We start from the raw sequence: 26,089 nt of genomic DNA on the forward strand, positions 1-26,089 counted from the left end.
CTTAGCGGCGGCGACCGCCCTTGGTCAGCTCATTGCCCACCAGCGCGCCAGCGGCAGCGCCACCAATGGTGCCAATAGGGCCGCCAAACAGCACATTGCCGACAGCACCACCGGCAACAGCGCCAGCGCCGATGCCTACTTGTTGGCGGCTAGGGCCGTGGGCGCAGCCACCCAGTGCCAAAGCACCGGTGAGTGTGACGGCCAGAGTCAGTGCCTTGCCATAACGCTTTGTGATCTTGTTCATACTCGTATTCCTCTTATCGTGCTCGTTTTACGGGCGATCCGGTCTTTGCAGACTCCTCAGAAATAAGGAGGTGTCAGGACTGGATTTGCGAGCCTGAAATCAGGCTGCTAAACAGCAATGCACGGTTTGCTGCTACATGCCTCTAATATGCCAGCAGAAATACTAGCTGACGTAATGTTGACGTATAGATTGATTAAATCCTGTAACAAATAGCGGATTCGTGCTTTTGTTTGTTGTAGCAGGCAAGCAACTGTGCGTTGAACTTGCAAATAGCTCACTGTGCTGAGTCTCAGAAGCAGGAAGGTGTGCTCAGCCGAAGTACATTACGTGCCGGCATGCATCGGTATGCCGGTTTTTAATTTTGAGGACTGTGTTTTGGAAATCATTCAGTTTTTGATCGACTTCATCCTGCATATTGACAAGCACCTGCAAGCCTTTGTGGTGGCTTATGGCCCTTGGGTATATGCCTTGTTGTTCATCATCGTGTTTGTGGAAACCGGTGTGGTGGTGATGCCCTTTTTGCCCGGTGATTCGCTGATGTTCATCGTGGGCGCTTTGTGCGGCGCGGGTTATATGAACTATCCGCTGGCGGTGGCGGTGCTACTGACGGCGGCCATTTTGGGTGACCAGAGCAATTACATGATTGGTCGTTATTTAGGGCCCAAAGTCTTCCAGTGGGAAAACTCGCGCTGGTTTAATCGCAAGGCCTTCGATCAGGCCCATAACTTCTACGAGCGCTACGGCGGCGTGACTATCATCTTGGCGCGCTTTATGCCCTTTATCCGCACCTTTGCCCCCTTTGTTGCGGGCGTGGCGCACATGAACCGCGCTAAGTTCAGCATGTTTAACGTGGTGGGAGCGGTGTTGTGGGTGGTGGGCATCAGCGCTGCGGGCTACTTCTTTGGCAATATGGAATGGGTAAAGAACAACCTCGAAAAAATCATCTGGGGCTTGATTTTGGTGCCAGGTCTGATCGCCATCTTCGGCGCTTGGCGCGCCGGCAAGGCAGACAAGGCGCAGAAGGTTAAACCCGTCTAAGCTTCAAATTTAATAGCGCATTGCGCTTGTAAATAAAAGACTTCGGCCTTTTTGGCTCATAAAAAAGCCCCTGCATTCAAAGTGCAGGGGCTTTTTTTGTGGGCTTGTTCAAAAGCGCTTAAACCGATCGGCTGCGCGCCAGTGGCGGGTTGCGTTCAAAGTAGCTGCGAATGCCGCGCATCATTGCGTCTGCCAGTTGCTCGCGGTAGGCGGCTGATGCCAGTTTGGCTTCTTCCTCGGGGTTGCTGATGAAGGCAGTTTCGATCAACACACTGGGAATATCCGGCGCTTTGAGCACGGCAAACCCGGCTTGCTCTACGCGAGGCTTGTGCAGCTTGGCCATGCCGCCAATCTCGCCCAACAGGGAAGTACCGAGCTTGAGGCTGTCCTTGATCTGCGCCGTGGTGCTCATGTCCAGCAACATGCGCTGCACATGTTGGTCTTGCACGCCGCCCACATTCAGGCCGCCCACCAAGTCGGCCTGATTTTCTTTGTTAGCCAACCAGCGCGCAGCCGTGCTGGTCGCGCCGCGTTCGCTCAGTGCAAACACACTGGCGCCGCTGGCCTTGGGCGTGGTGAAGGCGTCAGCATGAATGCTGATGAATAAGTCGGCCTGCACGCGGCGGGCTTTGTCCACGCGAGTGGCCAAGGGCACAAAGAAGTCGGCATCACGCGTCATGACTGCGCGCATGGGGTTGCCGCCAATGCGAGTGTTGTTGATGCGATCACGCAGCAGATGGGCGACTTTGAGCACCACTTCTTTTTCACGCAGACCGCTAGGGCCAATGGCGCCGGGGTCTTCGCCGCCATGGCCGGGATCTAGCACCACGATGATGATGCGGTCCGTGCTTTTAGAGGTGGCGATGTTGGTAGCAGGGGCGGGTGCTGGGGCTGGCCTTGGTGCCGGCGCAGGCGGGGCTGGCGCAGGTTTTGGCACCTGGGCAATCACAGCAGGTGCTGTAGGTGCGGCAGGTGAGGTAGCAGCAGGCACTGGCGCGCGCTGGTTTTTTTTGGCAATCAAATCCCCCAGCGGGTCAGCCTGCGGCGCAGCGGCAATGACTGCAGGAGCCGGTGTGGTGATGATGCCGGTACTGCCATTAGTCGGCGCTGCTGGTGCAGCTGCGCTGCTGGTATTTGCGTCGCGCAGGCGCTCGCTAATCAGCGCTTCTAGCGGGTCCACCGCCTTGGCGGGGTACAAGTCCAGCACCAAGCGGTGCTTGTAAGGGGCAATAGGCGCCAGAGTAAAGACCTGGGGGCGGGCCTCTTGCTTAAGGTCAATCACCAAACGCACCACGCCGGGGGAGAATTGGCCCACGCGAATGCTGGCGATGTTGGGGTCGTCTGCGCGCACCTTGGCCACCAGCTCTTTAAGCGCGGGGTTCAGGTCTAGGCCTTCCACATCCACCGCCAAGCGCGGTGGGCTGGGCACGAAGATGGGTTTGGCCGTCAGCGGAATATCGGATTCCAGCGTAACGCGGGAATAGTCCGGCGCGGGCCAGATGCGCACGGCCACGATGGAGGCGCCTTGCGCAATATGTTGGCGGCCCAGTAGCAAAACGATGCCGCCAGCTTGTAGCAGGTTGCGACGCGACAGACCGAATGGAGCAGGGGTGGGGTGTGTTTTGCTCATGCCGTAAATGCTTCAAGCACTGTGCAGCCTGCGGGGGTATTTGCTTTGAGAGTCACCTGCCGCTGCACATCGTCAATTGCTTCAATATGAATAGCTATATCTGCAACAGGTGTAACCGCTGCAGCCTTTTCAGGCCATTCTGCCAGCTTGAGTCCGGGGCTGGCAAAAATGTCTCTAAATCCCGCGTCTTCCCATTCTCTGGGGTCGTCAAAGCGGTAAAAATCAAAGTGCCAGATAGACAAGTCGCCCGCCTCATGCGGCTCTACTACGGCGTAGGTGGGACTCTTGATACGGCCTTGCACGCCCAGGGCGCGCAGCCAGTGGCGCACAAGCGTGGTCTTGCCCGCGCCGAGGTTGCCGTCTAGCGTGACATAGGCGTTGCGCAACTGGGGCAAAGCCGCCAGTTTTTGCGCAAAACGTTCGGTATCTTGTTCGCCCTGCCAGACTATCTGTCGCTGCGCCAGCGCGGGTGCAGGATCATTTCCTACAATTCGGGGAGTATGTTGAGCAGCAGTCAATTGATTCCTTTGATGCAAGCCTGGGCTCGCGAGCTGGGATTTTCCCAAATCGGCGTGGCGGGCGTAGATTTGTCTTCGGCAGAGCCCGGTTTGCTGCAATGGTTGGCGCAAGGGTTTCATGGAGAGATGCACTACATGCAGGCCCATGGTTTAAAACGAGCCCGCCCCGCGGAATTAGTTCCCGGAACGGTGAGCGTAATCACCGTGCGCATGGATTATCTGCCGCGCCAGACGCCCGATGGATGGCAGACCGTGGAATGGGACCGCTTAAAGCATCCTACCGAAGGCATTGTCTCCATCTACGCCCGGGGGCGCGATTATCACAAGGTTCTGCGCAACCGCTTGCAAAAGCTGGCAGAACGTATTGCTCAGGAAATTGGCCCGTTCGGTCACCGCGCCTTTACCGACTCGGCCCCCGTGCTGGAGGCTGAGCTAGCCAGCCGCAGCGGCCAAGGCTGGCGCGGCAAGCACACGCTGGTGCTTAGCCGCGAGGCGGGATCTATGTTTTTCTTGGGCGAGATCTATGTGGACTTCGCCATCGATGCAACTGAGCCGGTTTCAGCGCACTGCGGCAATTGCACATCGTGCATAGACGCCTGCCCAACAGGCGCCATCATTGCGCCGCACAAGGTGGATGCGCGGCGTTGCATCTCTTACCTGACGATTGAGCATTCGGGCAGCATTCCTGAAGACATGCGCCCATTGCTGGCCAACCGTATCTACGGCTGCGATGACTGCCAGCTTGCCTGCCCATGGAATAAGTTCGCCAAGGTGAGTCAGTTGCCAGACTTTGACGCCCGCGCTGGCTTGGCGGGCACGCAGCTGGTGCATTTGTTTGCTTGGGATGAAGCCACGTTTTTGCGCATTACCGAAGGCAGCCCCATTCGCCGCATAGGTCACGCCCGCTGGTTGCGCAATGTGGCCGTGGCACTTGGCAATGCCTGGCGGGAGACGGGCCAGCCTGAACTGCAAGCCGCGCTGCAAACCCGGGCCAGTCACCCAGACCCGGTAGTGGCCGAGCATGTGGCATGGGCGCTGGCGCAACGCGTCTGAGTTTTACTTCAATCAGCCTCTGGCGCTTATTGGATAAGCGCTAGCAGCTATCGGATTTGATCAAATACCAATCAGCCACAGGCCAAACGGCAGGCTGAGCAAGCCCAGCATGGTGGATAGCGACACCAAGCTGGCCACAAACCCGCCTTCATAACCCATGCGCACGGCCAGCACATAGCAAGACGAAGCGGTAGGCAGGCTGGAGAATGCCATCACCGCAATCGCTTGAGCGGGGTTGAGCTGGAATAACTTAATCATGGCCAGTGCAATCAGTGGCTGAATAGCGTGGCGTATGAGCAGCAGCTCGCTTGCCAGCAGCTTGTTATTGGCAAGCGCGCTGACCTTGAGGCCAGCGCCTGCGGCCATTAGCCCCAGTGCGATAGAGGCCGCGCCTAAGCGTGCCACGGGTGCTTCGAGTAACTCAGGAATTCGCAGCCCTGCCGCGTTAAAGAGAAGGGCGCTCAGGGTGCTGATGATCAGCGGGTTGCGCAGCAACTGCCCCACAAAGCTCTGGCCGCTGCCGCGCGCCATGGGCCAGACGGCGGCGATATTGCACAAGGGCACGCACACGCCAATCAACACTGAGATGTAAAGCAGTCCATCTGGCCCTGCTAGCCGCGATGCCAGGGCCAGCCCGATGAAAGAGTTGAACCGAAATGCGGTCTGCGCTGCCGATGCGTAGCTGCGCGGGTCAATGCGTTTACCCAAAAATGGTAAGTAGGGCAGGCTGTAGCTCAAGGCAATGCCTAGCACTGAGCCCAGCAAGCCCGCGCCCAGCAATTGACTGGCGTCACCCCATTGAATCGGGCTGCGCGTGATGGAGTGAAACAACAGCACCGGAAACAGCAAGTAGTACACCAACTGCTCCACCGGCTGCCAAATGCTGCGGTTGATGGGCGTAAAGCGGCACAGCACATAGCCCAGCACGATGAGAGAGAAATCGGGGAATAGCAGTTCAAGGTAGTTCACGGCGCATAAGCATAGGGCTTGACGCCTCAAGACTTTGCTTGGCTGAGAGAAAGCTGTCTGCTTAATTCGAGGGGTGGCGCTTACTGCTGTGGAATCTGTTGCGTACTATGCATTTGATGTTCTGCAAAGAATTTGTATTAACCAAGGGTATCTACTTATAAATCAGGGCTAACAAGAATGTGTCGGGTTTTTGTTGGCACTTACTATCACGTCATTATTTTCTGAAATCATAAGGAGATCCCTTCATGAATCGTCGCATGTATATGGGCCTGACAATGGCTCTGGCAACCGCAGGTTTTTCGACAGCGGTAATGGCTCAGGCCAACTACCCCACTAAACCTATCAAGCTGTTGGTTCCTTTTGCTGCTGGCGGCACGACTGACATCATTGCCCGCGTTATCGCTGATCCACTGGGCAAAGAGCTGGGCCAAACCGTGATCGTGGACAACAAGGGCGGTGGCGGCGGCGTGATTGGGGCGCAAGAAACGGCTCGCCAAAAGCCCGATGGCTACAACTTGGGCATCTCCACACTGTCGACAATGGCCACTAACCCGGCCATTAACCCCAAGACCCCCTATAACCCGCTGACAGACTTCACGCCCATCATCAACATTGCGGCCACGCCCAATGTGATCGCCGTGAATCCCAAGTTTGCTGGCAACGCCAACTACAAGGCTTTTGAAGCTGAGCTCAAGGCCAACCCCGGCAAGTATTCGTATGGTTCGTCCGGTACGGGCGGCATTCAGCACATGTTGATGGAGCTGTACAAGTCGCTGACTGGCATTGAGATGACTCACGTGCCCTACCGCGGCGCAGGCCCAGCTCTGAATGATGCGGTTGCCGGCCAGATTCCTATGATTTTGGACAACCTGCCCTCGGCATTGCCCTTTATCAAGGACAACCGTTTGAAGGCCATTGCCGTAGCCGCTCCCCAGCGCCTGGCCGTTTTGCCTGACGTGCCCACCTTCAAGGAAGTGGGTCTGCCGCAGGTCAACCGCATGGCTTCTTACGGCATTCTGGGCCCCAAAGGCATGGACAAAGCCACGGTGGACAAGATCAATGCTGCCGTCAAGAAGGTGTTGCAGGACCCTGCTGTGAAGAAGCGCATTGAAGACACTGGCTCGCTGGTGGTTGGCAATTCGCCTCAAGAGTTCGCCAAGGAACTCAAGGATGAGTTTGAAACCTATAAGCAGGTTGTTGCCAAGCAAAAGCTGACACTGGATTAATTGTTTGAGTTGCTACTAATTAAGTAGCAAATAGTTAAAGCCCGAATAGCCTCAGCGGCCATTCGGGCTTTGTTGTTAATGCCTACGCGCAGTGGGCGAAATTATTTCTTTCCAGCGTCGTGGATGGCTTCTTTCACATCGCCAACCTTTTTCTGCGCCGTGCCTTCAACTTGCTTAGCGATACCTTTGGCTTCTTGCTCGGGGCTATTAATCAGCTCGCCGAGCTTTTCCTGAACCTTGCCTGCTGCGTCTTTTAGAGTGCCTTTGACTTGATCGGTGTTCATGCTTTTCTCCTTGTGAGCAAAGCCGCGAAATACGGCTGCAGTTAAGGTAAGCCGAGGCTGGGGTGTAGGGCGTGGGATGAGTTGGGGTATCTACGTGGGTTTATCTCTTACACATTAGCGATTGCTTACATCGGCTGTGTTGAATGATTGAGATCTTGTGGGCGATTTTTACCCAGAGAATTCGAGGCGTAAAAAGACATGAATCGCTTCAGCAACATTGCAAGCGAGTTATGTGAATGGACTCATTTGCCCAGATGCTTGCCCTCTGCAGCCATTCATTGAGAGCGTAAACATGCTCTTAAAAGTGATGTGTACTCAGATCTAGGCTGGGACGTGTCTGCTCAAAGTAGATGTCCGGGTAATGAATGCCGGACACATGGACCTGATCGCGTCCCGCATTTTTTGCAGCATACATAAGCTCGTCGGCCTCTTTCAAGGCAGCTTCAAGCCCATCTGCGTTGTTGACTGAGGCAATACCAAAGCTCATGGTCAAGGGCACGTTAATGGGGAGTGCAGATTGATTTGATCTGAGGTCATTTCTGATGCGCAGGGCTACTTGCTCAGCCTCTGACAGATCTATGTGAGTCAGTAACAGAACAAACTCTTCACCGCCAAACCTGGAGACTAGGTCGTGACTGCGTAAATTGCGCTGCAACGTGCTTGATATCAGTTGCAGCGCCTTGTCGCCGCAGCTGTGTCCCCAAGTGTCATTGATATGTTTGAAGTGATCGATATCACCTGTAATGATGGCCATGGGGTACAGGCGCTTGTCGCTAAGACGGCAGCGAGCCATTTCATAGAAGGCCCGGCGATTGAGGATCTGGGTCAACGAGTCTTGATCTCGTTCTTCTCGCAATTGGAAAATGGTGGTGCGGATGGCAATAGCCGTCATTAATACGGTAAAGACTAGGCTAAAGAGCAAAGTACTTAGCGTGGCCGCAAACCAAAAGACCGATGGGACTAACTGCTGTATCTCTGAATAACCAAGTATTCCAAAGAAGATTGGCCGGGTGATGATGAGTACGACATAGAGCAAGGCGAATAAAAACAGAATTCGGCTCAGCCAATCTTTTGAATACAGTTGTCTGAAGGCGCCGACGACCGGCAGCAGCATGATGAAGCCGGTTCCCAGACTAGAGATTTGCACACGCGTCCAGAGATCATGGCTGTAGTAGGTGATGCCGACTAAAGCAGTGATGCCAATGAGACAACTGGCTAGCGGTTGAGGGCGGCACTGCCAATGCTCATTCCAGCATTTGGCTAAAAACCAAGCCCCCAGCAAATAAAGAGTGGCGGTGAATGGTGCATACAGTTTGATGCTTTCCGTCGAGGCCAAGCTTTGAATGGCGAAAGAGCAGGCCGTGAGTGTGTAAGCACAAGACTGCCAAAGCAAAAATCTTTGTTTTCGCAGAAAGATCCAGCACGACAAAAGTATGCTGGCCAGGAACAGCAATGCCCAAGTGGGAGCTAGTGCATTGTGATATGCGTCAGCAATGGACATTGAAGATTTTCCTGAAGAAATATTCTCAAATCATGGAAAACAGGCTAGCCCTTAATGGGTAGTGGGAGCTTTTTTTAGCCTTGTATTTTGCTTCTCAATGTAAATTAACGGTTAAATATGCTTAAGTTGCAAGAAGTTTCTTTCTTGACTCAAGGTAATTTTTTCCACTTTATAAGCTGTCGTTGAGGGCCTTTTGTGAAGCCATGCCTGCTGCAGTTTTCTTAATCATCTTCTGCGCCTTCGCTCACTCATCTCCAAATCGGCAGCCGCCGTAAGCCTCTTGCCAGTGTGTACGTTCGGATCCGTTGAGTTTTGCTCATAGTTTCAAAGGCCGCCGGCAAGTTGCCTATTTATGCACGCGCTCTACCTCTAAGCACTTGTCGTTATGACGTAACCTTTGGTCAACTCTCAACAGACCCTAGCTGTTTAGCCCCATGACTGAAGCCGAGAAAAAAACACGTAAATCATCGACTCCTGAGGAGTGGTCTGCGCCGCTGCCGGCCAGTCAAGACGCGCTAGACCTGTTTATTGATGCTTTGCTGCTTGAAGACGGCTTGTCTCGCAACACGCTGTCTGCCTATCGGCGCGATTTGCAGGCTTTTGCGCAGTGGCTAGCCAGCTTGCAGCCCTCCAAGGCGCTGGATGAGGCGCTGGAGGCGGACTTGGAAAACTATTTTGCAGCGCGCGTCGGAGAGACCAAGGCCACATCATCGAACCGCCGCTTGACGGTGCTGCGCCGTTACTTTCATTGGGCACTGCGTGAAAAGCGCATCACGACGGATCCAACGGTGCGCATGCTGGCCGCAAAGCAGGCACCGCGCCTGCCCAAGGTGTTGACGCAGGAGCAGGTGGAGGCTTTATTGAATGCGCCCGATGTGGATACGCCGCTGGGCTTACGTGACCGAGCCATGCTGGAGTTGATGTATGCCAGCGGCCTGCGTGTCAGTGAGTTAGTAGGCGTGCGCATGCATGAGCTGGATTTGCGTGCGGGTGTGCTGCGTGTCACCGGTAAGGGCCGCAAGGAGCGGTTAGTGCCCTTTGGTCAAGAAGCGCAGCATTGGTTAGAGCTTTATCTGCAGGGTGCACGCGCACTTATTTTGGGCGGGCAGCAGACGGATGATGTCTTTGTCACCCAGCGCGGTGCGGGTATGAGCCGGGTGATGTTCTGGATCATCGTTAAAAAATGCGCGCAGATTGCGGGTGTGACGGTGCCGCTATCGCCGCACACGCTGCGCCATGCGTTTGCCACGCATTTGCTCAATCATGGCGCTGACTTGCGTGTGGTGCAGATGTTGCTGGGCCATGCCGATATCTCCACCACAACCATCTACACCCATGTTGCAAGAGAGCGGCTCAAAGCATTGCATGCTGAGCACCATCCTCGGGGCTAAGCCACATTGAGCTGTATGTAGTACAGCCCCCAGACGGCGGCGGCAAAGCGCTGTTTGATGGGCAACTGGCTCAGCTCAGGAATGTGCTGCGGTGCAAACATAACCCACAGCGGCCCTACGCCACCCATAGATAGCGGCAGTCCATCAAGCTCAGTCGCCAGCAGCATGCGCCAGCGCACGGCTTGTGCTAGCGGTATTTGAGTGCGGTAACCGTCAATGCCTTGCAGGGTGAGTTGGTGGCCTTGTGCAATGGCGTGGGCAATGTCGATGCCAGCGGCCTGCAGAACATGCTCAAGCAAGGGGCCTTGCAGGCGGTGCTCGGTTTCGTCGTATTCCAGCTGGGTGGTCAGTGAGTGCTGCTTGAGGCTGTTGAGCGCATCCAGCCCGCAAGACCATGCCGCATCAAAGCGATGGCCGTGCATGTTGAGCATATGGTCTGCTACGGCCTGAGGCTTGCCTCGATTGGCCTGCACGCCGGTGCCGCTGATGGTGAGAACAATGGGTTGCAGGCCATCAAGCACGCAGGTGTTGTGTGCGGAGCGTAAAACGGAGCCGGCAGGCGAACCTGAGGCAACATGAGATGCAGGTAGGGCGCTTGGGCGAGCCGCTGCAACTATGCCGGGCAAGGCCATAGCGCTCAATGCCGCCGTAGCGGTGCCGCCTTGCAGCAGCGAGCGACGTGAGAGAAGAGACTTTGCAGCCATAGCGCACTTTCTGTGGAGTCGATTCTCAACAGTCTAGCGATAAGCGTTGGCGATAACCATCGCTCGCTGCATCCGATGGTCCGTGCTGCGCTTTAGTGAATTGATGGTTTTTTCTTCGCTGTTTTGATGGTTTTTGTGGTTTCAGCTGTCGAATCGACGTTAATTGCCTCCAAGGAGTTCACTTTGGTCAAAAATGTACGCCTAGTTTTTTGGATTTGTGTAATGACTAACTTTCTTCGCCGCAGCGTGTTGAGCTGTGCGCTGGCTGCCTTGTTGCCTGCGACTTTCTCCATCAATGCCCAAGCTGCTGGCGCAGCTGATGGAGTCGATACCGGGTGGCCCAACCGCCCGATCCGCCTTGTGGTGTCTTACCCCGCCGGTGGTGTGAGTGATGTGGTGGCCCGTGCTTTAGGTGAAAAGCTCACCGCTTCGCTGGGTCAGTCTGTGGTCATTGAGAACAAGGCGGGCGCAGGTGGCGCGATGGGTTTGGATCAGGTGGTGAAGTCCAAACCTGATGGCTATACGCTGGGCTTTTCTTCCATCAGCCCGCTCACACTGAGCCCGCATTTTGGCAAGCCCTTGTTTGATGTGCAAAAAGACATCACGCCGGTGGTAAGCGTCATGTATTCACCTGTGCTGCTGCTGGGCACTACAAGGCTGACGGCTAAGAGCCTGCCTGAGATGCTGGCGCAGGCCAAAGCCAACCCCGGCGATGTGCGCTGGGCTACGGCAGGTTTGGCGTCGCTGGGCCACATCATGCTCGAGCAGATTGCCGATCAGTCCAAGACGCAGATCACGCATGTGCCTTACAAGGGCGGCGGCCAGCAGCTCAACGACGGTTTGAGCGCACAGTTTGAAGTGCTCTCTACCAATGCCGGGCCAGCAGTTATGCAGCACATCAAGGCTGGCAAGTTCAAGGTCTTGGCTGTGGGTGCGCCTTCGCGTCTGGATTCGCTGCCGCAAGTGCCTACCTTGGCTGAGCTGGGCTACAAGAATGCGAACACCACATCAGTGTTTGGTATCTTCGCCCCTGCGGGTGTGCCTGCACCTGTGCTGGCTCGCATCAATGCCGAGGTGAACAAGGCGCTGGCGCTGCCTGAGATGCGTCAGCGTTTGGAGGCTACGGACAATGTGCCCACCGGTGGCAAGGCTGCTGATTTGGCCAAGCAGATCGACGCTGAATTTAAAACCAATGCGCAGATCATTAAGGCTGCAGGCATTCAGCTGAACTAATGCAGCTGAATTGATGCAAATGAGCTGAGGCAGCGACGCTTCAAAAATAAAGGACTTGTAGCCAAATAGGCCGCAAGTCCTTTTTCTATGAGCATGAGTAGCTCATTTTTTGATAGTTAATTGCTTTCGCTGATCAGGCTGTCTGCCCAGCTCAGGGCTTGCAAGTGAGCCCAGTTAACTTGGTGATTGGACAGGTGCAGCGCATTGGCTGCGCGGGCAAAGCCTTCATCATCACCGGACTCGCAGGCGCGTGTCAGCTCAAGGAAGGGGGCGAACACGCCAGTGTTGTGTACCAGTGCATCCACCACGGACTCAGGTAGCGCCACGGACTCCAGTGCCTTGGCAATGGGCTGGCCCAGCATCACGTCGAGCAAAGAGAAAACGCCAACCACAAACGCATGATCGGTTTCTTCGGGGGGCAGCAGCTCGGCGCTCAGCAGCTCCATCAGGCGGCCGCGCACCACAGCGGTTTGGCCCACAGCAGGTGGTGAGCCACCCGTGCGCGAGGTGGTCAATAGCAAGGCTGCCCAGCGGAACAGCTTTTTGAGACCCAAAATCATCACCGCATGGCGAAAAGAGGTGATTTCGCACGACAGACCAAAGCCTGAGCTGTTGATGAAGCGCAGCAGGTTAAAGGACAGCGTGGGGTCTCTTTTCAGCAGTTCTTCAATCTCTTCAGTGCTGCCTTGCTGGCGCACTAAGTTGATGAGCTGAATGATGGTGGCCTGCGTAGGGCGAATGGTGCGCGCTTGCACCACTTGTGGCTGGGCGAACCAGTAGCCTTGAAACAGTTTGACGCCCAGGGCGTGCATGTGATCGAACTGCTCGGAAGTCTCTACCTTTTCCGCCACGATCTCGGCGCGGGTGTAGGTTTGGGCAAACTTCACTAGCTTTTGCGCATGCTCGAGTCCGAAGGCTTGCATGTCCAGCTTAACGAAGGAGGCCATAGGCAGCCACGACGCGTAGTTGCGGCGCAGCAGATTTTGGTCAAACGCGAGGCGAAAGCCGCGCTCGCGCAAGGCGGTGAACGTGGGAACGCAAGCTTCGATGTTTTGCTGCGTGGCGTCAGCTGGCAGGGCCGGTACTTCAAGCACCACACGGTCTGGGTGAATCAGCTCCAGATGAGCGCCGCTGAGGCTTTCATGCGTGCAGTTGATGAAGACAGTTTTTTTACCCACTAGCGCTTCGGCACCGGCATACGACAAGGCATTGAACAGCAGCGCCGCATCAGACGCTGCGGTGTGCGCTTGGTGCGAGACGGAGCGGTCAAACAACTCGTAGCCGAACACATCCCGCTTGTCATCAACGATGGCCTGACGCGCAATGCTGGCGATGTTGCTCTCGTCCTTGTCTTCGCTCTGGTCGGCGGACTGTGGCAAGGAGGTGGTATCTAAGGTATCCATGGTTGCTATTGGTAGGGGTGTTCTTGGTGGTGTGCGTTGTCAGTCAGACAGACACTCCGTCCAACTCAGTGCCTGCAAGTGGGCCTGATTGATATCGTGGTGCTCCAGCTCAAGGCAACCCGCGCTGCGGTCAAACTGCTCGAGATCCTGAGTCTCACAGGCCTGCGTGAGTATGAGCAGCTCGCCCAAAATGCCTTCATGCCGCAGCAAGGCGGCAGAGACCGCATCGGACACGGGGATCAGGGCCAGAGCAGCTGGCAGGGGCATGCCCAGCATGCGGTCTAGCATGGAGAACATTCCGCAGATAAAGGCCAAGTCGCTGTCAGTATCTGAGAGTGAATGTTTGGCCAGTAGCTCCATCAATCGGCCGCGAATGACGGCTGTTTGTCCCACAGCGGGTGGCGGGCCACCTTCGCGGGCGGCCGTCAGCAGCATGGCCGCCCAGCGAAACAGCTTGTTCAGGCCCAGCAGCATGACAGCTTGCTTGAACGAAGTAATTTTGCGGTGAGCGCCAAAACTGGCGGAATTGATGAGGCGCAGCAGGTTGAAAGCCAGTGCTGCGTCTTTTTTGAGAACTTCCTCAATCGCCTCGGTGCTGGCTTGCTCGCGAACAAGAGCGAGCAGTTGAATGATGCTTTGCTGCGTAGGAGTCAGCAGGCGGGTTTGCATCACTGTTGGGCGGGCAAACCAAAAGCCTTGAAACAGCTCTATGCCAAGGCGCCGACCGAGATCATGCTGCAAGGCGCTTTCCACCTTCTCGGCAATCAGCTCAGCGCGGGAGTGGCGGCTGGCAAATTTGACCAGCACCGTCAGCTGGGCCGGGGCCAGTGCCGACAAGTCCAGCTTGATGTAATCGGCCAGCGGCAGCCAGGCTGCGTATTCGGACTCCAGCACCGTGTGATTGAAGGCCAGGTGAAAGCCTTGCTCCTTGAGTGCTAGCAGCGTGGGCAGGCGCGCCGTGACTTCTTGCATGGCCGCATGGCCCAGCGGGGGAATTTCTAGCACCACCTTGTCGGCGGGTAGCAGCTCAAGGTGCTCGCCCGTCAGGCCTTCATGCGTGCAGTTCACAAACATGAGCTTTGTGCCCAGCAGATCTTCTTCGCCCGCGTGCGTGAGGGCTGCAAAAATCAGCGTCGCATCGGACGCCATGGTGTGGTCGTAAGGAGATCGTGAACGATTGAATAACTCATAGCCAATGATTTGCTGCTGCCCATTCACGATGGGCTGGCGAGCAATCATGCCTTTGGACAGCTTGCGCGCGGGTGCTAAAGCTGGATCCTGCAGGGTTTGTTCAATCATCTGTTCATGAAGTCTGTTTGTGAAGAAAAGTTGATTCTGCTTTTTATTGTAAGAATTAACTGATCATAGTGTCAGTGTTAAGCGAGTGGGGCTTTTGATTCAACTACTTCACCGAGCAAGGCCTAAGAGGCTTAAAAAATTGATGAGAGTCAAGAAAATGGCTTCAAGATTGCTTGAGCCAGTCCATCTCTGCTGGCGTAAAGCCCGCGGCAAGCCGCGCAGTTTCATTAAACGGCGGGCGCAGGCGTGGGGCTTCGTAGCGGGTGGCCAGCTCTTGGTAGAGCGGCTCGGGGTCTAGCCCATCCCTCGTGCACAGCCAGCGATACCAGTGGTTGCCAATGGCGACATGACCCACTTCCTCGCGCAAGATGATGTCCAGAATGTCAACGGCGGCCAGTGCATCTGCTGCGTGGGTATTGCGCAGCTTGTTCTGGATTTGCGGCGTAGCGTCAAGCCCGCGTGCCTCCATCGTTCTAGGTACTAGGGCCATGCGGGCGGTAATGTCGCCCGCTGTTTTTTCGCACATGGTCCACTGGCCTTGGTGGGCCGGGTAGTCGCCATAGTCTTTGCCGTGTTGCAGGCGCAGGTGCTCGCGCAGCAATCGGAAATGCTTGGCTTCCTCGGCCGCAACTTGCAGCCAGTCGTAGTAATACTGCTGGGGCATGCCGTCAAAACGCCACACGGCATCCAGCGCTAAATTGATAGCGTTGAACTCAATATGTGCAATGGCATGAATAAGAATGGCCCGGCCTTCAGGCGTTGCCGGTGAGCGGCGACCCACTTCGGTGTGGTGCTTAAGCTCAGGCTTAGCAGGGCGACCCGGTAGCTCAGACTCGGGAATAGCTAGCGCCGGGGCACTGTCTGCTATTGAATAAAGAGCTTTATGTGCATACAGATCGAGGGCTGCAGCGGATTTTTGCTCTGGGTCTGAAAAGCACAAGACCTCTAGCGCGCGATGACGTAACTCCATCCCTACAATTCTAGGGGGTTGAGGCAAGCAATAAATACGGGAGACAAATCACATGGCAATTTACGAATTGGATGGTGTGGCGCCTGAGGTGGATGCCTCAGCTTGGGTGGCGGACAGCGCGCAAGTCATGGGTCGCGTGACACTGGGCAAAGATGCCAGTGTCTGGTTCGGTTGCGTGATTCGTGGCGACACTGACAGCATCACCATCGGCGAGGGCTCCAATATTCAGGACGCCAGCGGTTTGCACGCCGATATGGGTAAACCGCTGAACGTGGGTTGCAATGTGACGGTTGGCCACCAAGTAATGCTGCATGGCTGCACGATTGGCGATGGCTCGCTCATTGGCATTGGTGCGGTGGTACTCAATGGCGCGAAAATTGGCAAGAACTGCTTGGTCGGTGCTGGCTCGCTAGTGACCGAGGGCAAAGAATTCCCCGATGGGTGGATGATTCTGGGCAGCCCCGCCAAGGCCGTGCGTGAACTCTCGCCTGAGCAGATCGAAGGTCTGCGCCAAAGCGCCAAAAATTATGTGTTGAATGCTCGCCGCTTCAAGAGCGGCTTGCGCAAGCTGGGCTGATAGCGGCCCAGCTCTTTACTGGAATCTATTAGCGTGTCTGAACTGCATAAATTCATTTTTGACGGCCTGCCCGTGCGTGGTGCCATCGTCCGCCTGACCGATGCTTGGCAGGAAATTTTGCAGCGTCGTGCTGGCAACAGCGAAACCGGCGCTTATCCAGAAGCCGTGGCCACTCTGTTGGGCGAGATGTCGGCTGCCGGCGTGCTGATGCAGTCCAACATCAAGTTCAATGGCTCGTTGGTTTTTCAGATCATGGGTGACGGCCCCGTCAAGCTGGCTGTAGCTGAGGTGCAGTCTGATTTAGGTCTGCGCGCTACGGCGTCGCTAGTTGGGCAGGCTAACTATCCGCTCAAAGACCTGCATGCGCCTTTGGCGAACTTGGTCAATGCACATGGCGTGGGCCGCTGTGCGGTCACGCTGGACCCCAAAGACCGCCAACCTGGTCAGCAGCCTTATCAAGGCGTGGTATCGCTCAATGACTTCAACGGTGGGCGTTTTGAGCGCCTGTCGGACGCACTGCAGTTCTATATGCAGCAGTCCGAGCAGCTCGATACCGTGTTGGTGCTGGCCGCCAACGACCAAGTCGCCGCAGGCCTGATGCTGCAGCGCATGCCGGTCAAGGGTGAGGCGAACTTGGCCGCTGCTACTGAAAGCGGCGATGCCGAGCATGATGCGCAGGGCCTCAATGAGGAATACAACCGCATTGCTACGCTGGCTTCCAGCCTTAAGCAAGAAGAGCTGCTGACGCTGGATGTAGAAACCATCTTGCGCCGCCTGTTCTGGGAAGAAGATCTGCTGCGCTTTGAGCTCCAGGCCGATGAGAAGCCCCCCCGTTTTGCCTGCACCTGCAGTCGCGAGCGTGTGGGCTCCATGCTGGTCTCGCTAGGCGCGCAAGAGGTGGAGTCTGTCATTGCCGAGCGCGGTCAGATTGAGGTGGGTTGCGACTTCTGCGGCCAGCAATATCACTTTGACCCTATCGATGCGGCAGGACTTTTTACCGACGCGAAAATTCAGCCACCTAGCTCGGGTGTGGTGCAGTAAGTCATAGCTCTTAGTGCGTTCAGATGCTTGAAAGGGTCAGGCTTTTCATCTTCTTGACTATTTCGAGAGTGGAAGCATTGAATCGATAACACTGGGGCGGTCCAGATGGGAGGAGTCAACTCCTTTGGACAGCTTCGGCTGTAAAGCAGCATCGTGAGGTAGGCTGCTTTCAACGCTCAGAATTGAAAAGTGCAGTAGCACTTTGTCATCGGCTGCTCTTTAGTCGATGTTACATAGCTCGCTCAGAAATGAAAAAGCCCATCGAAAAATCGATGGGCTTTTTTTATCTGGCGGGGACTGTGAGATTCGAACTCACGGAAGAATCACTCCTTCGGCAGTTTTCAAGACTGCTGGTTTAAACCACTCACCCAAATCCCCGGATGGCTAGATTCTACACAAGGATTGTGGTCCTTCTGGCGTTTTGCATGGTTTTGTGAGTGCTCTTAAAAACATAGCTATAAGTCTATGTATATAAATGGCTAGAAGCTATTTTCGCTGCTAACAGCACGCAGGGCTAATGCCGTTCACTTGATTTGAGTGCGCGGCATTAGCTAGGTAGGTGCTTCTATGCGGTCAGCTTTAAGGCTTAAAGACTGAAGAGCTAGCGTTTAATTAGTTGCGCAGGGCAATCGCCTGCGCCGCAGCCAGCGCAGTCATGTTGACCACGCGGCGCACAGTGGACGAAGGCGTCATGACGTGCGCTGAGGCGGCGCAGCCCATCAAGATGGGGCCGATGGTAGCGCCGTGGGCTCCGGTGGTCTTGAGCACGTTGAACAAGATGTTCGCTGCATCCAAGTTGGGGCAAATCAGCACATTGGCTTCACCGGTCAGGGTCGAGTCCAGCAGCGCGTGGCTGCGAATTTCCTCTGACAAAGCGGCATCGCCATGCATTTCGCCATCGCACTCAATGTGCGGGTTGGCTGCTGCGAACAGGTCACGAGCAGCGCGCATCTTGCGCGCTGAGCCGCGAGTTGATGAGCCGTAATTGCTGTGCGAGAGGAAGGCAACCTTGGGCGGCAGACCAAAGCGGGCAACTTCGTCGGCAGCCATCTTGGCGATTTCTGCCAGCTCTTCGGCGCTGGGGGTGTCGTTGATATAGGTGTCAGCAACAAACAGCGTGCCGGATTCCAGCATGACGGCATTCACCGTGGCGAACTGGCTGGCGTCTTTTTTCAGGCCCAGCACGTCTTGCAGGAGGGTGGTGTGGTTGTCAAAACGGCCGACCAAGCCACACAACATGGCATCCGCATCGCCCAGATGCACCATCAGCGCAGCGATCAGGGTGTTGGAGCGGCGCACGGCGGCCTTGGCCGCTTCGGGGGTGATGCCGTCACGGCCCATCAGCTTGTGATAAGTCTCCCAGTACTGACGGAAACGTGGGTCATCTTCGGGATTGCAGACTTCAGCGTCGATGCCCAGTTGAATGCGCAGGCCCGCTTTGGCGATGCGAGCTTCAATGACGGCGGGGCGGCCGATCAAGATGGGCTTGGCCAGACCTTCTTCAATCGCCACTTGCACGGCACGCAGAACGCGTTCGTCTTCACCTTCTGCATAGGCCACGCGCTGCTGGTTGGCCTTGGCGGCTGCAAACACGGGGCGCATGAACATGCTGGTCTGGTAGACGAAGCGAGTCAGGCTTTCGCGGTAGGCGGCGATGTCCTCGATGGGGCGAGTGGCCACACCGGATTCGGCGGCGGCTTGAGCTACGGCAGGCGCAATACGCAAAATCAGGCGCGTATCGAAAGGTGTGGGGATCAGGTAGTCGGGGCCGAAGGTCAGTTCTTTGCCCTGATAGGCAGCTGCGACTTCATCGCTGACGTCTTGCTTGGCCAGTGCGGCGATTTCGCGCACGCAGGCCAGCTTCATGGCTTCGGTGATCTTGGTGGCGCCACAATCGAGTGCGCCACGGAAGATGTAGGGGAAGCACAGGACGTTGTTGACCTGATTGGGGTAGTCAGAGCGGCCGGTTGCCACGATGCAATCAGGGCGGATAGCCTTGGCCAACTCGGGGCGAATTTCGGGCTCGGGGTTTGCCAGCGCCAAGATGATGGGCTTGTCTGCCATGGTCTTGACCATGTCGGCCGTCAGCACGCCGGGTGCGGAGCAGCCGAGAAAAACGTCAGCAGCATCCACGGCATCAGCCAGTGTGCGGGCATCGGTATTTTGCGCGTATTGCGCTTTGGAGGCATCCAGACCACCGGGGCGACCTTCATAGATCACGCCCTTGGAGTCGCACATGAAGACGTTTTCACGCTTCACGCCCAAGCCGACCATCACGTTCACGCAGGCAATAGCAGCTGCGCCAGCGCCGGAGACGGCGACCTTGACCTTGTCGATTTCTTTACCCACCAGCTCCAGGCCGTTGAGCAAAGCTGCGCTGGAGATGATGGCTGTGCCGTGCTGGTCGTCATGGAACACCGGAATGTTCATGCGCTTAGAGAGTTCCTGCTCAATATAGAAGCACTCCGGGGCCTTGATGTCTTCAAGGTTGATGCCGCCCAGTGTGGGCTCCATCGCCGCGATGATGTCGATCAGCTTATCGGGATCGCGCTCGGCCAGTTCGATGTCGAACACATCCACGCCGGCGAATTTTTTGAACAGGCAGCCTTTGCCTTCCATCACGGGCTTGGAGGCCAATGGGCCGATATCACCCAGACCCAGCACTGCAGTGCCGTTGGTGATCACGCCAACGAGGTTGCCGCGAGATGTGTACTCGGAGGCCAAAGAGGGATCGGCCTCGATGTCCAGGCAGGGGTAGGCCACGCCTGGCGAGTAGGCCAGAGACAAGTCGCGCTGGTTAGACAGGGGCTTGGTAGGTGTGACGGAAATCTTGCCTTTGATAGGGCTGCGGTGGTATTCGCGGGCCGCATCGCGCAGGGCTTGTTCGGCGGAGGACAGGTTTTGTGTCATACGAAATTAATCAGCAAGGTTACGTCTCTGAGCTTACCGGCTGGTGAGAGGCTTTTGGGACAGGTCTGTTTTGCCTGAACTGCACCGACAACAAACCCCCTGGCGCACGATGATGCAAGCAGGGGGTCTAGACCGGCGGGTAGGCCGGCTGCTTCAAGGGCTTGACGCGTTAGTGAGCGTCTTCCTCTCGTGCTGCGGTGATAGCAGCGCTGTTATCTTTGGCGGCGCTGTTAAAGAAAAGATTCAGTGCCAGAGCGGTAATCGAAGATAGCAGGATACCGGATTCGAATAGCTCCTATGCGCAACTAGGCTTCGATTGAAGGAAATTAGATTCAAGCAGAGTAAGCATTATTGTAGGCAGTGGACACTGCCACTTACGCCTGCCCGAAGTTGCAATGCATTCTCTAAAGTGACGCTGCTATGCCGTCAAATCCACCAACGAGCGGGCGATCACCTTGGTGGCTCGGCGCAAATCTTCCAGCACCAGACGCTCGTCGGAGCGTTTGGCGTGCGATTCCAGCACCGTGCGGGGGCCCGCGCCGTAGATCACGCCGGGAATGCCGCGCTCTACATACAGGCGCACGTCGGTGTAGAGTGGTGTTCCCACAGCGGCGGGCTTTTCGCCAAAAATAGCTTCACTGTGGGTTTGGATGGCATCTACCAATGGCTGGTTGCCAGCTAAAGGCAACATGGCGTTGGCTAACAAGAGGCGCTTGATGTCTACGCGCACAGCGTCTTCGCCGGTATAGCCGCCTTGGGTGTTGAAGTCGTCGATGGCATTGGCGATCACGGCGCGAATGTCTGCCTCCACTTGCGTAGGGTTTTCTTCAGGAATCATTCGGCGGTCGATCTTGAGCGTGACCTTGCCGGGCACCACATTGGTGTTGGTGCCGCCATCAATACGGCCGATATTTAGATAGGGGTGCTTGATGCCGGCAACCTTGGAGCTCACTTGCTTGTACTTCACGTTTTCAGCATATAAGGCAGTCATTAGCGCCGCTGCTGCTTGCAGCGCGTCCACACCTGTGTGAGGGATGGCGGCATGCGCCATCTTGCCGTGCACGGTAATTTCCATCTGCAGGCAGCCGTTGTGGGCTGTCACCACTTCGTAGCTAAAGCCTGCGGCAATCATCAGGTCGGGCTTGGTCAAGCCTTTTCCCAGCAACCAGCCTGGGCCTAGCAGCCCGCCAAACTCTTCGTCGTAGGTGAAGTGCAGCTCTACCGCACCTTTGGCGGGCTTAGCTACGGCTTCCAGAGCGCGCACCGCAAAAGTGAAAGACGCAAAGTCGCTCTTGCTTACGGCAGAGGCGCGGCCGTACAGCTTGCCGTCTTCAATTTCGGCTCCGTAGGGGGCTTTGGTCCAGCCTTCACCCGGTGGCACTACGTCGCCGTGGGCGTTCAGTGCGATGGTGCGCCCCCCATCACCATAGGGGCGGCGCACGATCAAGTTGGTGATGGACTCCATGCCATAGCCCTTTACATCGGCTTCAGGAACGGCATGCTTTTCAGCGATAAAGCCAAAGTCCTCGATCAATTGGGCCGTGCGCTCGGCGTGAGGCGCATTGTTGCCAGGGGGCGTATCTGTGGGCACTTGCACCAGAGCCTGCAAAAAACTCACCTCTTCGTCGAAGTGCTGGTCAACCCATGCGTCAATGGCTGCATAAGTGGCTTGCTTGTCTTGATTGATAGTGGTCATTGCTGTTCTTCGGCCAGTTGATTGAGGAGATGGCTGAAGGCATCAACGCACAGTTGCATGTCGTCAGCCGTAGTCGCTTCTAGCGGGTTGTGGCTGATGCCGCCGTTTAAGCCGCGCACAAACAACATGGCTTGGGGCATGATGGAATGCAGCTTCATGGCATCGTGACCTGCGCCGCTGGGCATGCGGAACAGAGGTACAGCCAGTGCGTCCACCGCGTTTTCCCAGCGCTGCTGCCATTCGGGGGCGCTAGGCGCGGCTGATGCCTTCATGGAGAGATCGGTGCTAAAGCGCAGGCCGCGGCGCTCGGCAATGGCGGCCATCTCGGCCATGATGTCGCCAATCATGGCGTCGCGCTGCTCGTTAGTGGGGGCGCGCAGATCCAGCGAAAACTGGCACAGGCCGGGCACCACGTTGACCGAGCCTGAGGGCACATTCAGCTGACCGATGGTGGCCACGCTGTCGCCGTCTTGCCCCGCACGCTTTTCGATGTATATCGACAACTCGGCCACACCTGCGGCGGCGTCACGGCGGCGGTTCATGGGCGTGGTGCCGGCGTGGCTGGCCATGCCGATGAATTCGCACGTATAGCGGGCGCTGCCGTTTATGGAGGTGACGATGCCCAGCGGAATGTTTAGCTCGTTGAGCACCGGGCCTTGCTCAATGTGTACTTCCACAAAGCCCAGATACTTGGCGGGATCGCGCTGCAGCTTGGGAATGTCGTCAATGCACAGGCCCGCATGGGTCATGGCTTCGCGCAGGATGATGCCTTCAGCGTCCTTTTGATCCAGCCATTCGTTATTGAAGTCACCAACCAGAGCGCCAGAGCCCAAGAATGTGGCCTTGTAGCGCTGGCCTTCTTCTTCAGAGAAACCGACGACTTCAATGTTGAAAGGCAGGCGCTTGCCTTGCTTGGCCAGCTCTTGCACGCAGGCCATTGGCACGAAGATGCCCAGACGGCCGTCGTACTTACCGCCGTTGCGCACGGTGTCGTAGTGGCTGCCGGTCAGCAACGTCTTGGCACCTTCGGTTACCGCCTTATAGCGGCCCACTACGTTGCCTACGGCATCGATCTCGACTTCGTCAAAGCCGATTTCACGCATCCAATCGCTGAGCGCTTTAGCGCAGGCTCGGTGAGCGTCAGTCAGGTAAGTCACAGTGAGTTGACCCTTTTCGGCGTAGCCGGGGTCGCTGTGAGTGGATAGCTCCTCTTGCCAGTCCCACACTTGATTGCCCAGAGTGGGTTCGTAGGCGAACTTGTCGTTCAGACGAATCTCAGCAATGCGGTGAATATTGCGCAGGGCTTCTTCTTGCTCGTAGGCCGGGTGGTTGAAGAGGCGGCGCTCAAAAGTCGCAATGATTTCGGCCTTGCTCAGGCCCAGACCGCGCGGGCCGCGCACGGCCAAAATGAAGGGGAAGCCAAAGCGCGCACCATATTCGGCATTAAGCTTGCGGATGTGCTCCAGCTCTTCGGGCGTGCAATTCGTCAGGCCCGCCTTTTTTTGCTCATTGGTTGATTCGGCCGTGAGCGTGTTGCTTTCCATCTGCTTGCCGGCGAGTTCCGGGTGAGCGCGAATCAGATCGAGCTTAGACTGTTCGCTAGATTCAGCCAGTACCTTAGCCATAGCGTGCTTGATGTGCGCCATGGACTTGAAGGGGCGCTGCTCCAGCGCTTTGGCAGCAATCCAAAGCGAATGCTCATACAGACCATCGAGCAACTCGGTGGCGGTGGCTGCATCTGCAGCGTTCAGTTGATCCAAAGTCAAAGCCATGACGCTCTCAATCCTTGCAGGGGAAGCGCTCAGCCCAGTGGCGAGCTAAATCAATACGGCGGCACACCCACACCTTGTCGTGTTTCTGTATGTGATCGAGGAAGCGCTGCAGCGCAGTAATACGGCCGGGGCGGCCCAGCAGGCGGCAGTGCATGCCGATGCTCATCATCTTGGGGGCGTTGTCACCGTTTGCATCGCCTTCGGCATACAGAACATCGAAGGTGTCCTTCAGATACTGGAAGAAGGGATCGGCATACGAGTAACCCTGGGGCAGGGCAAAGCGCATGTCGTTGCAGTCCAGCGTGTAAGGCACGATCAGCTGGTTGTGGGTTCCGCCATCGGTCTTGGCAACCTTCATCCAGAAGGGCAGGTCTTCGCCGTAGTAATCACTGTCGTAAGTGAAGCGGCCTGTGTCGGCCACGATGCGATGGCTGTTAGGGCTGTCGCGTCCCGTGTACCAGCCCAGGCCGTGGTCACCGTCATGGCCGTACAGCTCTTCAAAAATCTCTACGCATTGCTGAAGGTGGGCGCGCTCTATCTCTTCGGGCACGTTCTGGTAGTGAATCCACTTCAGGCCGTGACAGGCCACTTCGTGGCCTAGCTCATCAAAGGCCTGAGCCAGTTCGCGGTGCTTTTGCAGGGCGGTTGCCACGCCAAACACGGTCAGTGGCAGGCCGCGCTTTTCAAACTCTTTGAGGATGCGCCACACGCCTACGCGTGAGCCGTATTCATAGATGCCGTCCATGCTCATGTGACGGGCAGGGTAGCTGGCGGGGTTGAACATTTCCGACAGAAACTGCTCGCTACCCGCATCGCCGTGCAGCACATGGTTCTCACCGCCTTCTTCGTAGTTCAGCACGAACTGCACCGCCACGCGGGCTTTGCCCGGCCATTGCGGATGAGGCGTGTTGCGGCCATAACCAATCAGGTCGCGGGGGTAGGGGGCGGTGGAGTCGTAAATCATAGGGATGCAGATGAAAGTGCCATCGACAAATCGTTAGTAGGCAGCTCGCGCTCAAAGGTCAGGGCGGCTTCTACGTGGTCCAGGTGTTGTTGCATCAGCAGCACTGCATGCTCAACATCGCCAGCCGCTAGTGCGGCCACGATGACTGCATGCTCTTCATGCGAATGCTCGGCTGCTGAGGCCGACTGGTACATCAACGTGATCAACGCGCAGCGTGAAATCAGCTCGCCTAGCAACTGGGCCAGCACTTCGTTGCCCATGAGCTCGGCCATGCGCACGTGAAAGTCGCCCAGCAGCTCGGTGCGCTGGCCAACGTCGTTGGCTTCCATAGCTTTTTTCTCTGCGGCTACATGCTGCTTGAGCGCACGAATTTTGGCGGCGGTGCTTTGCGCCATAAAGCTGCGCACCATCTCGGCTTCGAGCATGCGGCGCACGGCAAAGACTTGCCGCGCCTCATCCACGGAAGGAGTGGCGACAAAAGCGCCACGTGCGGGCTCGAGTTTGATGAGCTTGTTTTGCGAGAGCTGAAACAAGGCTTGGCGAACCAAGGTGCGAGAAACGCCGAAGTGATCGGCTAGTTTTTGCTCAGCTAATTTTGCGCCAGGCATGAGGCGATGTTCGACGATAGCCTTGGTCAGGCTATCAACAATGAAACTGGTAGTGGACGTTTCCATCGGTCCATCATAGCGGCTACAAATTGGTTTTGTATACAATTAATGTCCACGATGTATGGTGATTTTTGATGCAAGATGCAGAAAATCGTTCTCAATTTGTTTGATCTGCTAAGAGACGCTGTTGATGACTAAGCATTTTTGGAGGTTCTGGTTATGCCCCGTTTTGCCGCCAACCTGAGCATGTTGTTCACTGAGGTGGATTTTCTCGATCGATTTGAACGTGCTGCAAATGCTGGTTTTGAAGCGGTGGAGTTTCAGTTTCCCTATGCCTATACGGTGACTGAAATCAAGCAGCGCTTGGATGCGACAGGCTTGCAGGTCGTTTTGCACAACTTGCCTGCAGGCGACTGGGATGCAGGAGAGCGCGGCATTGCGTGTGACCCGAATCGCGTCGACGAGTTTCGCGCAGGTGTTGCCAATGCTGTGACCTACGCATGCGCTTTAGGTGTGCCTCAACTGAACTGCTTGGCTGGCAAGGTTTGCGCCGGCATCGATCCTGTTGTGCTACGCCACACTTTCGTGGAGAACCTACGCTTTGCGGCGGCTGCTTTGAGCGACGCGAACATCCGCCTGCTGATCGAGCCCATCAACTGCTTCGATATTCCCGGTTTTTACCTGAACCGCACGGATGAGGTGCTATCCATTCTTGACGAAGTCGGTGCGCCTAACGCCTTTGTGCAATACGACATTTACCACGCACAGCGCACCGAAGGTGAGTTGGCGGCTACTCTCCAAATGCAGCTGCACCGCATTGGACATATTCAGCTGGCGGATAACCCCGGTCGCAACGAACCGGGAACGGGAGAGATTAACTACCCATTCTTGTTCGCGCACCTAGACCGTATTGGCTACGGAGGCTGGATTGGCTGCGAGTACAAGCCTGCGGGCAACACGGAGGCTGGCTTGGGCTGGCTGGAAAAGTGGATGACTCAATGAACTGCCGTCATCCAAGCGGGCATGACTCAAAAATTTTGAGATCAACGAATGATGGA

Annotated in this window: 23 protein-coding genes and 1 tRNA gene; 8 read left to right on the forward strand and 16 right to left on the reverse strand. The window is 56.3% G+C overall.

Annotated features, from left to right (window positions below):
* Position 1: 1 nt before the first annotated feature.
* Positions 2–244, reverse strand: coding sequence for a hypothetical protein (locus KUF54_RS02735; protein ID WP_219345035.1), 243 nt, complete (start codon positions 242–244; stop codon positions 2–4).
* 375 nt (positions 245–619) lie between these two features.
* Here KUF54_RS02735 and KUF54_RS02740 point away from each other — a divergent pair, with 375 nt between their 5' ends.
* Positions 620–1,282, forward strand: a complete 663-nt coding sequence (locus KUF54_RS02740; protein WP_219345037.1) for a DedA family protein — start codon at positions 620–622, stop codon at positions 1,280–1,282.
* Positions 1,283–1,400: 118 nt separating this feature from the next.
* On the opposite strand, the gene KUF54_RS02745 is transcribed toward KUF54_RS02740, so the two are convergent.
* Both KUF54_RS02745 and tsaE read right to left on the reverse strand, forming a co-directional pair.
* Positions 1,401–2,912, reverse strand: a complete 1,512-nt coding sequence (locus KUF54_RS02745) for an N-acetylmuramoyl-L-alanine amidase (RefSeq protein WP_219345039.1) — start codon at positions 2,910–2,912, stop codon at positions 1,401–1,403.
* Positions 2,909–3,430, reverse strand: coding sequence for a tRNA (adenosine(37)-N6)-threonylcarbamoyltransferase complex ATPase subunit type 1 TsaE (gene tsaE, locus KUF54_RS02750; RefSeq protein WP_219345041.1), 522 nt, complete (start codon positions 3,428–3,430; stop codon positions 2,909–2,911). The genes KUF54_RS02745 and tsaE overlap by 4 nt, the downstream gene beginning before the upstream one ends.
* Before the next feature lie 12 nt (positions 3,431–3,442).
* On the opposite strand from tsaE, the gene queG reads away from it, so the two are divergent.
* Positions 3,443–4,483: a tRNA epoxyqueuosine(34) reductase QueG gene (queG, locus tag KUF54_RS02755; protein ID WP_219345042.1), complete on the forward strand. Its 1,041-nt coding sequence runs from the start codon at positions 3,443–3,445 to the stop codon at positions 4,481–4,483.
* A 60-nt stretch (positions 4,484–4,543) separates the two neighbouring features.
* On the opposite strand, the gene KUF54_RS02760 is transcribed toward queG, so the two are convergent.
* A complete protein-coding gene (locus KUF54_RS02760; RefSeq protein ID WP_219345043.1) occupies positions 4,544–5,452 on the reverse strand; it encodes an AEC family transporter in 909 nt (302 codons plus the stop codon).
* Between the two features lie 245 nt (positions 5,453–5,697).
* Here KUF54_RS02760 and KUF54_RS02765 point away from each other — a divergent pair, with 245 nt between their 5' ends.
* Positions 5,698–6,678 (forward strand): tripartite tricarboxylate transporter substrate binding protein BugE, encoded by a 981-nt coding sequence (locus KUF54_RS02765; RefSeq protein ID WP_219345045.1) that lies wholly within the window; start codon positions 5,698–5,700, stop codon positions 6,676–6,678.
* Between the two features lie 101 nt (positions 6,679–6,779).
* Here the strand turns inward: KUF54_RS02765 and KUF54_RS02770 are convergent, their stop codons facing one another.
* Together KUF54_RS02770 and KUF54_RS02775 are read right to left on the reverse strand one after the other, a co-directional pair.
* On the reverse strand, positions 6,780–6,962 hold the full coding sequence (locus KUF54_RS02770; RefSeq protein ID WP_219345046.1) for a CsbD family protein: 183 nt from the start codon (positions 6,960–6,962) through the stop codon (positions 6,780–6,782).
* Positions 6,963–7,260: 298 nt separating this feature from the next.
* Positions 7,261–8,463: a GGDEF domain-containing protein gene (locus KUF54_RS02775; protein WP_219345047.1), complete on the reverse strand. Its 1,203-nt coding sequence runs from the start codon at positions 8,461–8,463 to the stop codon at positions 7,261–7,263.
* A 434-nt stretch (positions 8,464–8,897) separates the two neighbouring features.
* On the opposite strand from KUF54_RS02775, the gene xerD reads away from it, so the two are divergent.
* Positions 8,898–9,854 carry a site-specific tyrosine recombinase XerD gene (gene xerD, locus KUF54_RS02780; RefSeq protein ID WP_219345048.1) on the forward strand — a complete coding sequence of 319 codons (957 nt, stop codon included), beginning with the start codon at positions 8,898–8,900 and terminating at the stop codon, positions 9,852–9,854.
* Here xerD and KUF54_RS02785 read toward each other — a convergent pair.
* Positions 9,851–10,558, reverse strand: coding sequence for a molybdopterin-dependent oxidoreductase (locus KUF54_RS02785; RefSeq protein ID WP_219345050.1), 708 nt, complete (start codon positions 10,556–10,558; stop codon positions 9,851–9,853). The two genes, xerD and KUF54_RS02785, sit on opposite strands and share 4 nt — an antisense overlap.
* Before the next feature lie 222 nt (positions 10,559–10,780).
* Here KUF54_RS02785 and KUF54_RS02790 point away from each other — a divergent pair, with 222 nt between their 5' ends.
* Positions 10,781–11,791, forward strand: a complete 1,011-nt coding sequence (locus tag KUF54_RS02790; RefSeq protein ID WP_219345052.1) for a tripartite tricarboxylate transporter substrate binding protein — start codon at positions 10,781–10,783, stop codon at positions 11,789–11,791.
* A 116-nt stretch (positions 11,792–11,907) separates the two neighbouring features.
* Here the strand turns inward: KUF54_RS02790 and KUF54_RS02795 are convergent, their stop codons facing one another.
* The 3 genes from KUF54_RS02795 to KUF54_RS02805 form a co-directional block, all read right to left on the reverse strand.
* Complete coding sequence (locus tag KUF54_RS02795; RefSeq protein WP_219345053.1) at positions 11,908–13,194, reverse strand: EAL and HDOD domain-containing protein; 1,287 nt, start codon at positions 13,192–13,194, stop codon at positions 11,908–11,910.
* 39 nt (positions 13,195–13,233) lie between these two features.
* Positions 13,234–14,493 (reverse strand): EAL and HDOD domain-containing protein, encoded by a 1,260-nt coding sequence (locus KUF54_RS02800; protein ID WP_219345054.1) that lies wholly within the window; start codon positions 14,491–14,493, stop codon positions 13,234–13,236.
* 163 nt (positions 14,494–14,656) lie between these two features.
* Complete coding sequence (locus tag KUF54_RS02805; protein WP_219345056.1) at positions 14,657–15,463, reverse strand: ferritin-like domain-containing protein; 807 nt, start codon at positions 15,461–15,463, stop codon at positions 14,657–14,659.
* Positions 15,464–15,515: 52 nt separating this feature from the next.
* Between KUF54_RS02805 and KUF54_RS02810 the strand changes: the two genes are divergently transcribed.
* Both KUF54_RS02810 and KUF54_RS02815 read left to right on the forward strand, forming a co-directional pair.
* Entirely contained in the window at positions 15,516–16,040 is a 525-nt protein-coding gene (locus KUF54_RS02810; RefSeq protein WP_219345058.1) for a gamma carbonic anhydrase family protein, read from the forward strand.
* A 33-nt stretch (positions 16,041–16,073) separates the two neighbouring features.
* Complete coding sequence (locus KUF54_RS02815; RefSeq protein WP_219345060.1) at positions 16,074–17,081, forward strand: Hsp33 family molecular chaperone HslO; 1,008 nt, start codon at positions 16,074–16,076, stop codon at positions 17,079–17,081.
* A gap of 288 nt (positions 17,082–17,369) precedes the next feature.
* On the opposite strand, the gene KUF54_RS02820 is transcribed toward KUF54_RS02815, so the two are convergent.
* The 6 genes from KUF54_RS02820 to KUF54_RS02845 all read right to left on the reverse strand — a co-directional run bounded on the left by KUF54_RS02820 (position 17,370) and on the right by KUF54_RS02845 (position 25,097).
* Positions 17,370–17,459 (reverse strand) — tRNA-Ser (locus tag KUF54_RS02820).
* 234 nt (positions 17,460–17,693) lie between these two features.
* On the reverse strand, positions 17,694–19,991 hold the full coding sequence (locus KUF54_RS02825; protein WP_219345061.1) for an NADP-dependent malic enzyme: 2,298 nt from the start codon (positions 19,989–19,991) through the stop codon (positions 17,694–17,696).
* Positions 19,992–20,409: 418 nt separating this feature from the next.
* Positions 20,410–21,687, reverse strand: a complete 1,278-nt coding sequence (locus KUF54_RS02830; protein WP_219345063.1) for a M20/M25/M40 family metallo-hydrolase — start codon at positions 21,685–21,687, stop codon at positions 20,410–20,412.
* Positions 21,684–23,459 carry a 2-oxo-4-hydroxy-4-carboxy-5-ureidoimidazoline decarboxylase gene (gene uraD, locus KUF54_RS02835; RefSeq protein WP_219345065.1) on the reverse strand — a complete coding sequence of 592 codons (1,776 nt, stop codon included), beginning with the start codon at positions 23,457–23,459 and terminating at the stop codon, positions 21,684–21,686. The genes KUF54_RS02830 and uraD overlap by 4 nt, the downstream gene beginning before the upstream one ends.
* A 7-nt stretch (positions 23,460–23,466) precedes the next feature.
* Complete coding sequence (gene puuE, locus KUF54_RS02840) at positions 23,467–24,423, reverse strand: allantoinase PuuE (RefSeq protein ID WP_219345067.1); 957 nt, start codon at positions 24,421–24,423, stop codon at positions 23,467–23,469.
* On the reverse strand, positions 24,420–25,097 hold the full coding sequence (locus KUF54_RS02845; protein ID WP_219345069.1) for a GntR family transcriptional regulator: 678 nt from the start codon (positions 25,095–25,097) through the stop codon (positions 24,420–24,422). The genes puuE and KUF54_RS02845 overlap by 4 nt, the downstream gene beginning before the upstream one ends.
* A 153-nt stretch (positions 25,098–25,250) precedes the next feature.
* On the opposite strand from KUF54_RS02845, the gene hyi reads away from it, so the two are divergent.
* Positions 25,251–26,033 (forward strand): hydroxypyruvate isomerase, encoded by a 783-nt coding sequence (hyi, locus tag KUF54_RS02850; protein ID WP_219345071.1) that lies wholly within the window; start codon positions 25,251–25,253, stop codon positions 26,031–26,033.
* Positions 26,034–26,089: the final 56 nt, after the last annotated feature.

It is taken from the genome of Comamonas sp. Y33R10-2 (assembly GCF_019355935.1).
Lineage (GTDB): Bacteria > Pseudomonadota > Gammaproteobacteria > Burkholderiales > Burkholderiaceae_C > Comamonas.

Excerpts from the sequence above, each read along its gene's own strand:
- KUF54_RS02790 (WP_219345052.1), top strand. The coding sequence starts at position 10,781 with ATGACTAACTTTCTTCGCCGCAGCGTGTTGAGCTGTGCGCTGGCTGCC.
- KUF54_RS02785 (WP_219345050.1), bottom strand. The coding sequence starts at position 10,558 with ATGGCTGCAAAGTCTCTTCTCTCACGTCGCTCGCTGCTGCAAGGCGGC.
- KUF54_RS02805 (WP_219345056.1), bottom strand. The coding sequence starts at position 15,463 with ATGGAGTTACGTCATCGCGCGCTAGAGGTCTTGTGCTTTTCAGACCCA.
- KUF54_RS02845 (WP_219345069.1), bottom strand. The coding sequence starts at position 25,097 with ATGGAAACGTCCACTACCAGTTTCATTGTTGATAGCCTGACCAAGGCT.
- KUF54_RS02795 (WP_219345053.1), bottom strand. The coding sequence starts at position 13,194 with ATGGATACCTTAGATACCACCTCCTTGCCACAGTCCGCCGACCAGAGC.
- puuE (WP_219345067.1), bottom strand. The coding sequence starts at position 24,423 with ATGATTTACGACTCCACCGCCCCCTACCCCCGCGACCTGATTGGTTAT.
- hyi (WP_219345071.1), top strand. The coding sequence starts at position 25,251 with ATGCCCCGTTTTGCCGCCAACCTGAGCATGTTGTTCACTGAGGTGGAT.
- uraD (WP_219345065.1), bottom strand. The coding sequence starts at position 23,459 with ATGGCTTTGACTTTGGATCAACTGAACGCTGCAGATGCAGCCACCGCC.
- queG (WP_219345042.1), top strand. The coding sequence starts at position 3,443 with ATGCAAGCCTGGGCTCGCGAGCTGGGATTTTCCCAAATCGGCGTGGCG.
- KUF54_RS02830 (WP_219345063.1), bottom strand. The coding sequence starts at position 21,687 with ATGACCACTATCAATCAAGACAAGCAAGCCACTTATGCAGCCATTGAC.
- KUF54_RS02825 (WP_219345061.1), bottom strand. The coding sequence starts at position 19,991 with ATGACACAAAACCTGTCCTCCGCCGAACAAGCCCTGCGCGATGCGGCC.
- KUF54_RS02765 (WP_219345045.1), top strand. The coding sequence starts at position 5,698 with ATGAATCGTCGCATGTATATGGGCCTGACAATGGCTCTGGCAACCGCA.
- KUF54_RS02745 (WP_219345039.1), bottom strand. The coding sequence starts at position 2,912 with ATGAGCAAAACACACCCCACCCCTGCTCCATTCGGTCTGTCGCGTCGC.
- KUF54_RS02770 (WP_219345046.1), bottom strand. The coding sequence starts at position 6,962 with ATGAACACCGATCAAGTCAAAGGCACTCTAAAAGACGCAGCAGGCAAG.
- KUF54_RS02735 (WP_219345035.1), bottom strand. The coding sequence starts at position 244 with ATGAACAAGATCACAAAGCGTTATGGCAAGGCACTGACTCTGGCCGTC.
- KUF54_RS02775 (WP_219345047.1), bottom strand. The coding sequence starts at position 8,463 with ATGTCCATTGCTGACGCATATCACAATGCACTAGCTCCCACTTGGGCA.
- xerD (WP_219345048.1), top strand. The coding sequence starts at position 8,898 with ATGACTGAAGCCGAGAAAAAAACACGTAAATCATCGACTCCTGAGGAG.
- KUF54_RS02810 (WP_219345058.1), top strand. The coding sequence starts at position 15,516 with ATGGCAATTTACGAATTGGATGGTGTGGCGCCTGAGGTGGATGCCTCA.
- KUF54_RS02800 (WP_219345054.1), bottom strand. The coding sequence starts at position 14,493 with ATGATTGAACAAACCCTGCAGGATCCAGCTTTAGCACCCGCGCGCAAG.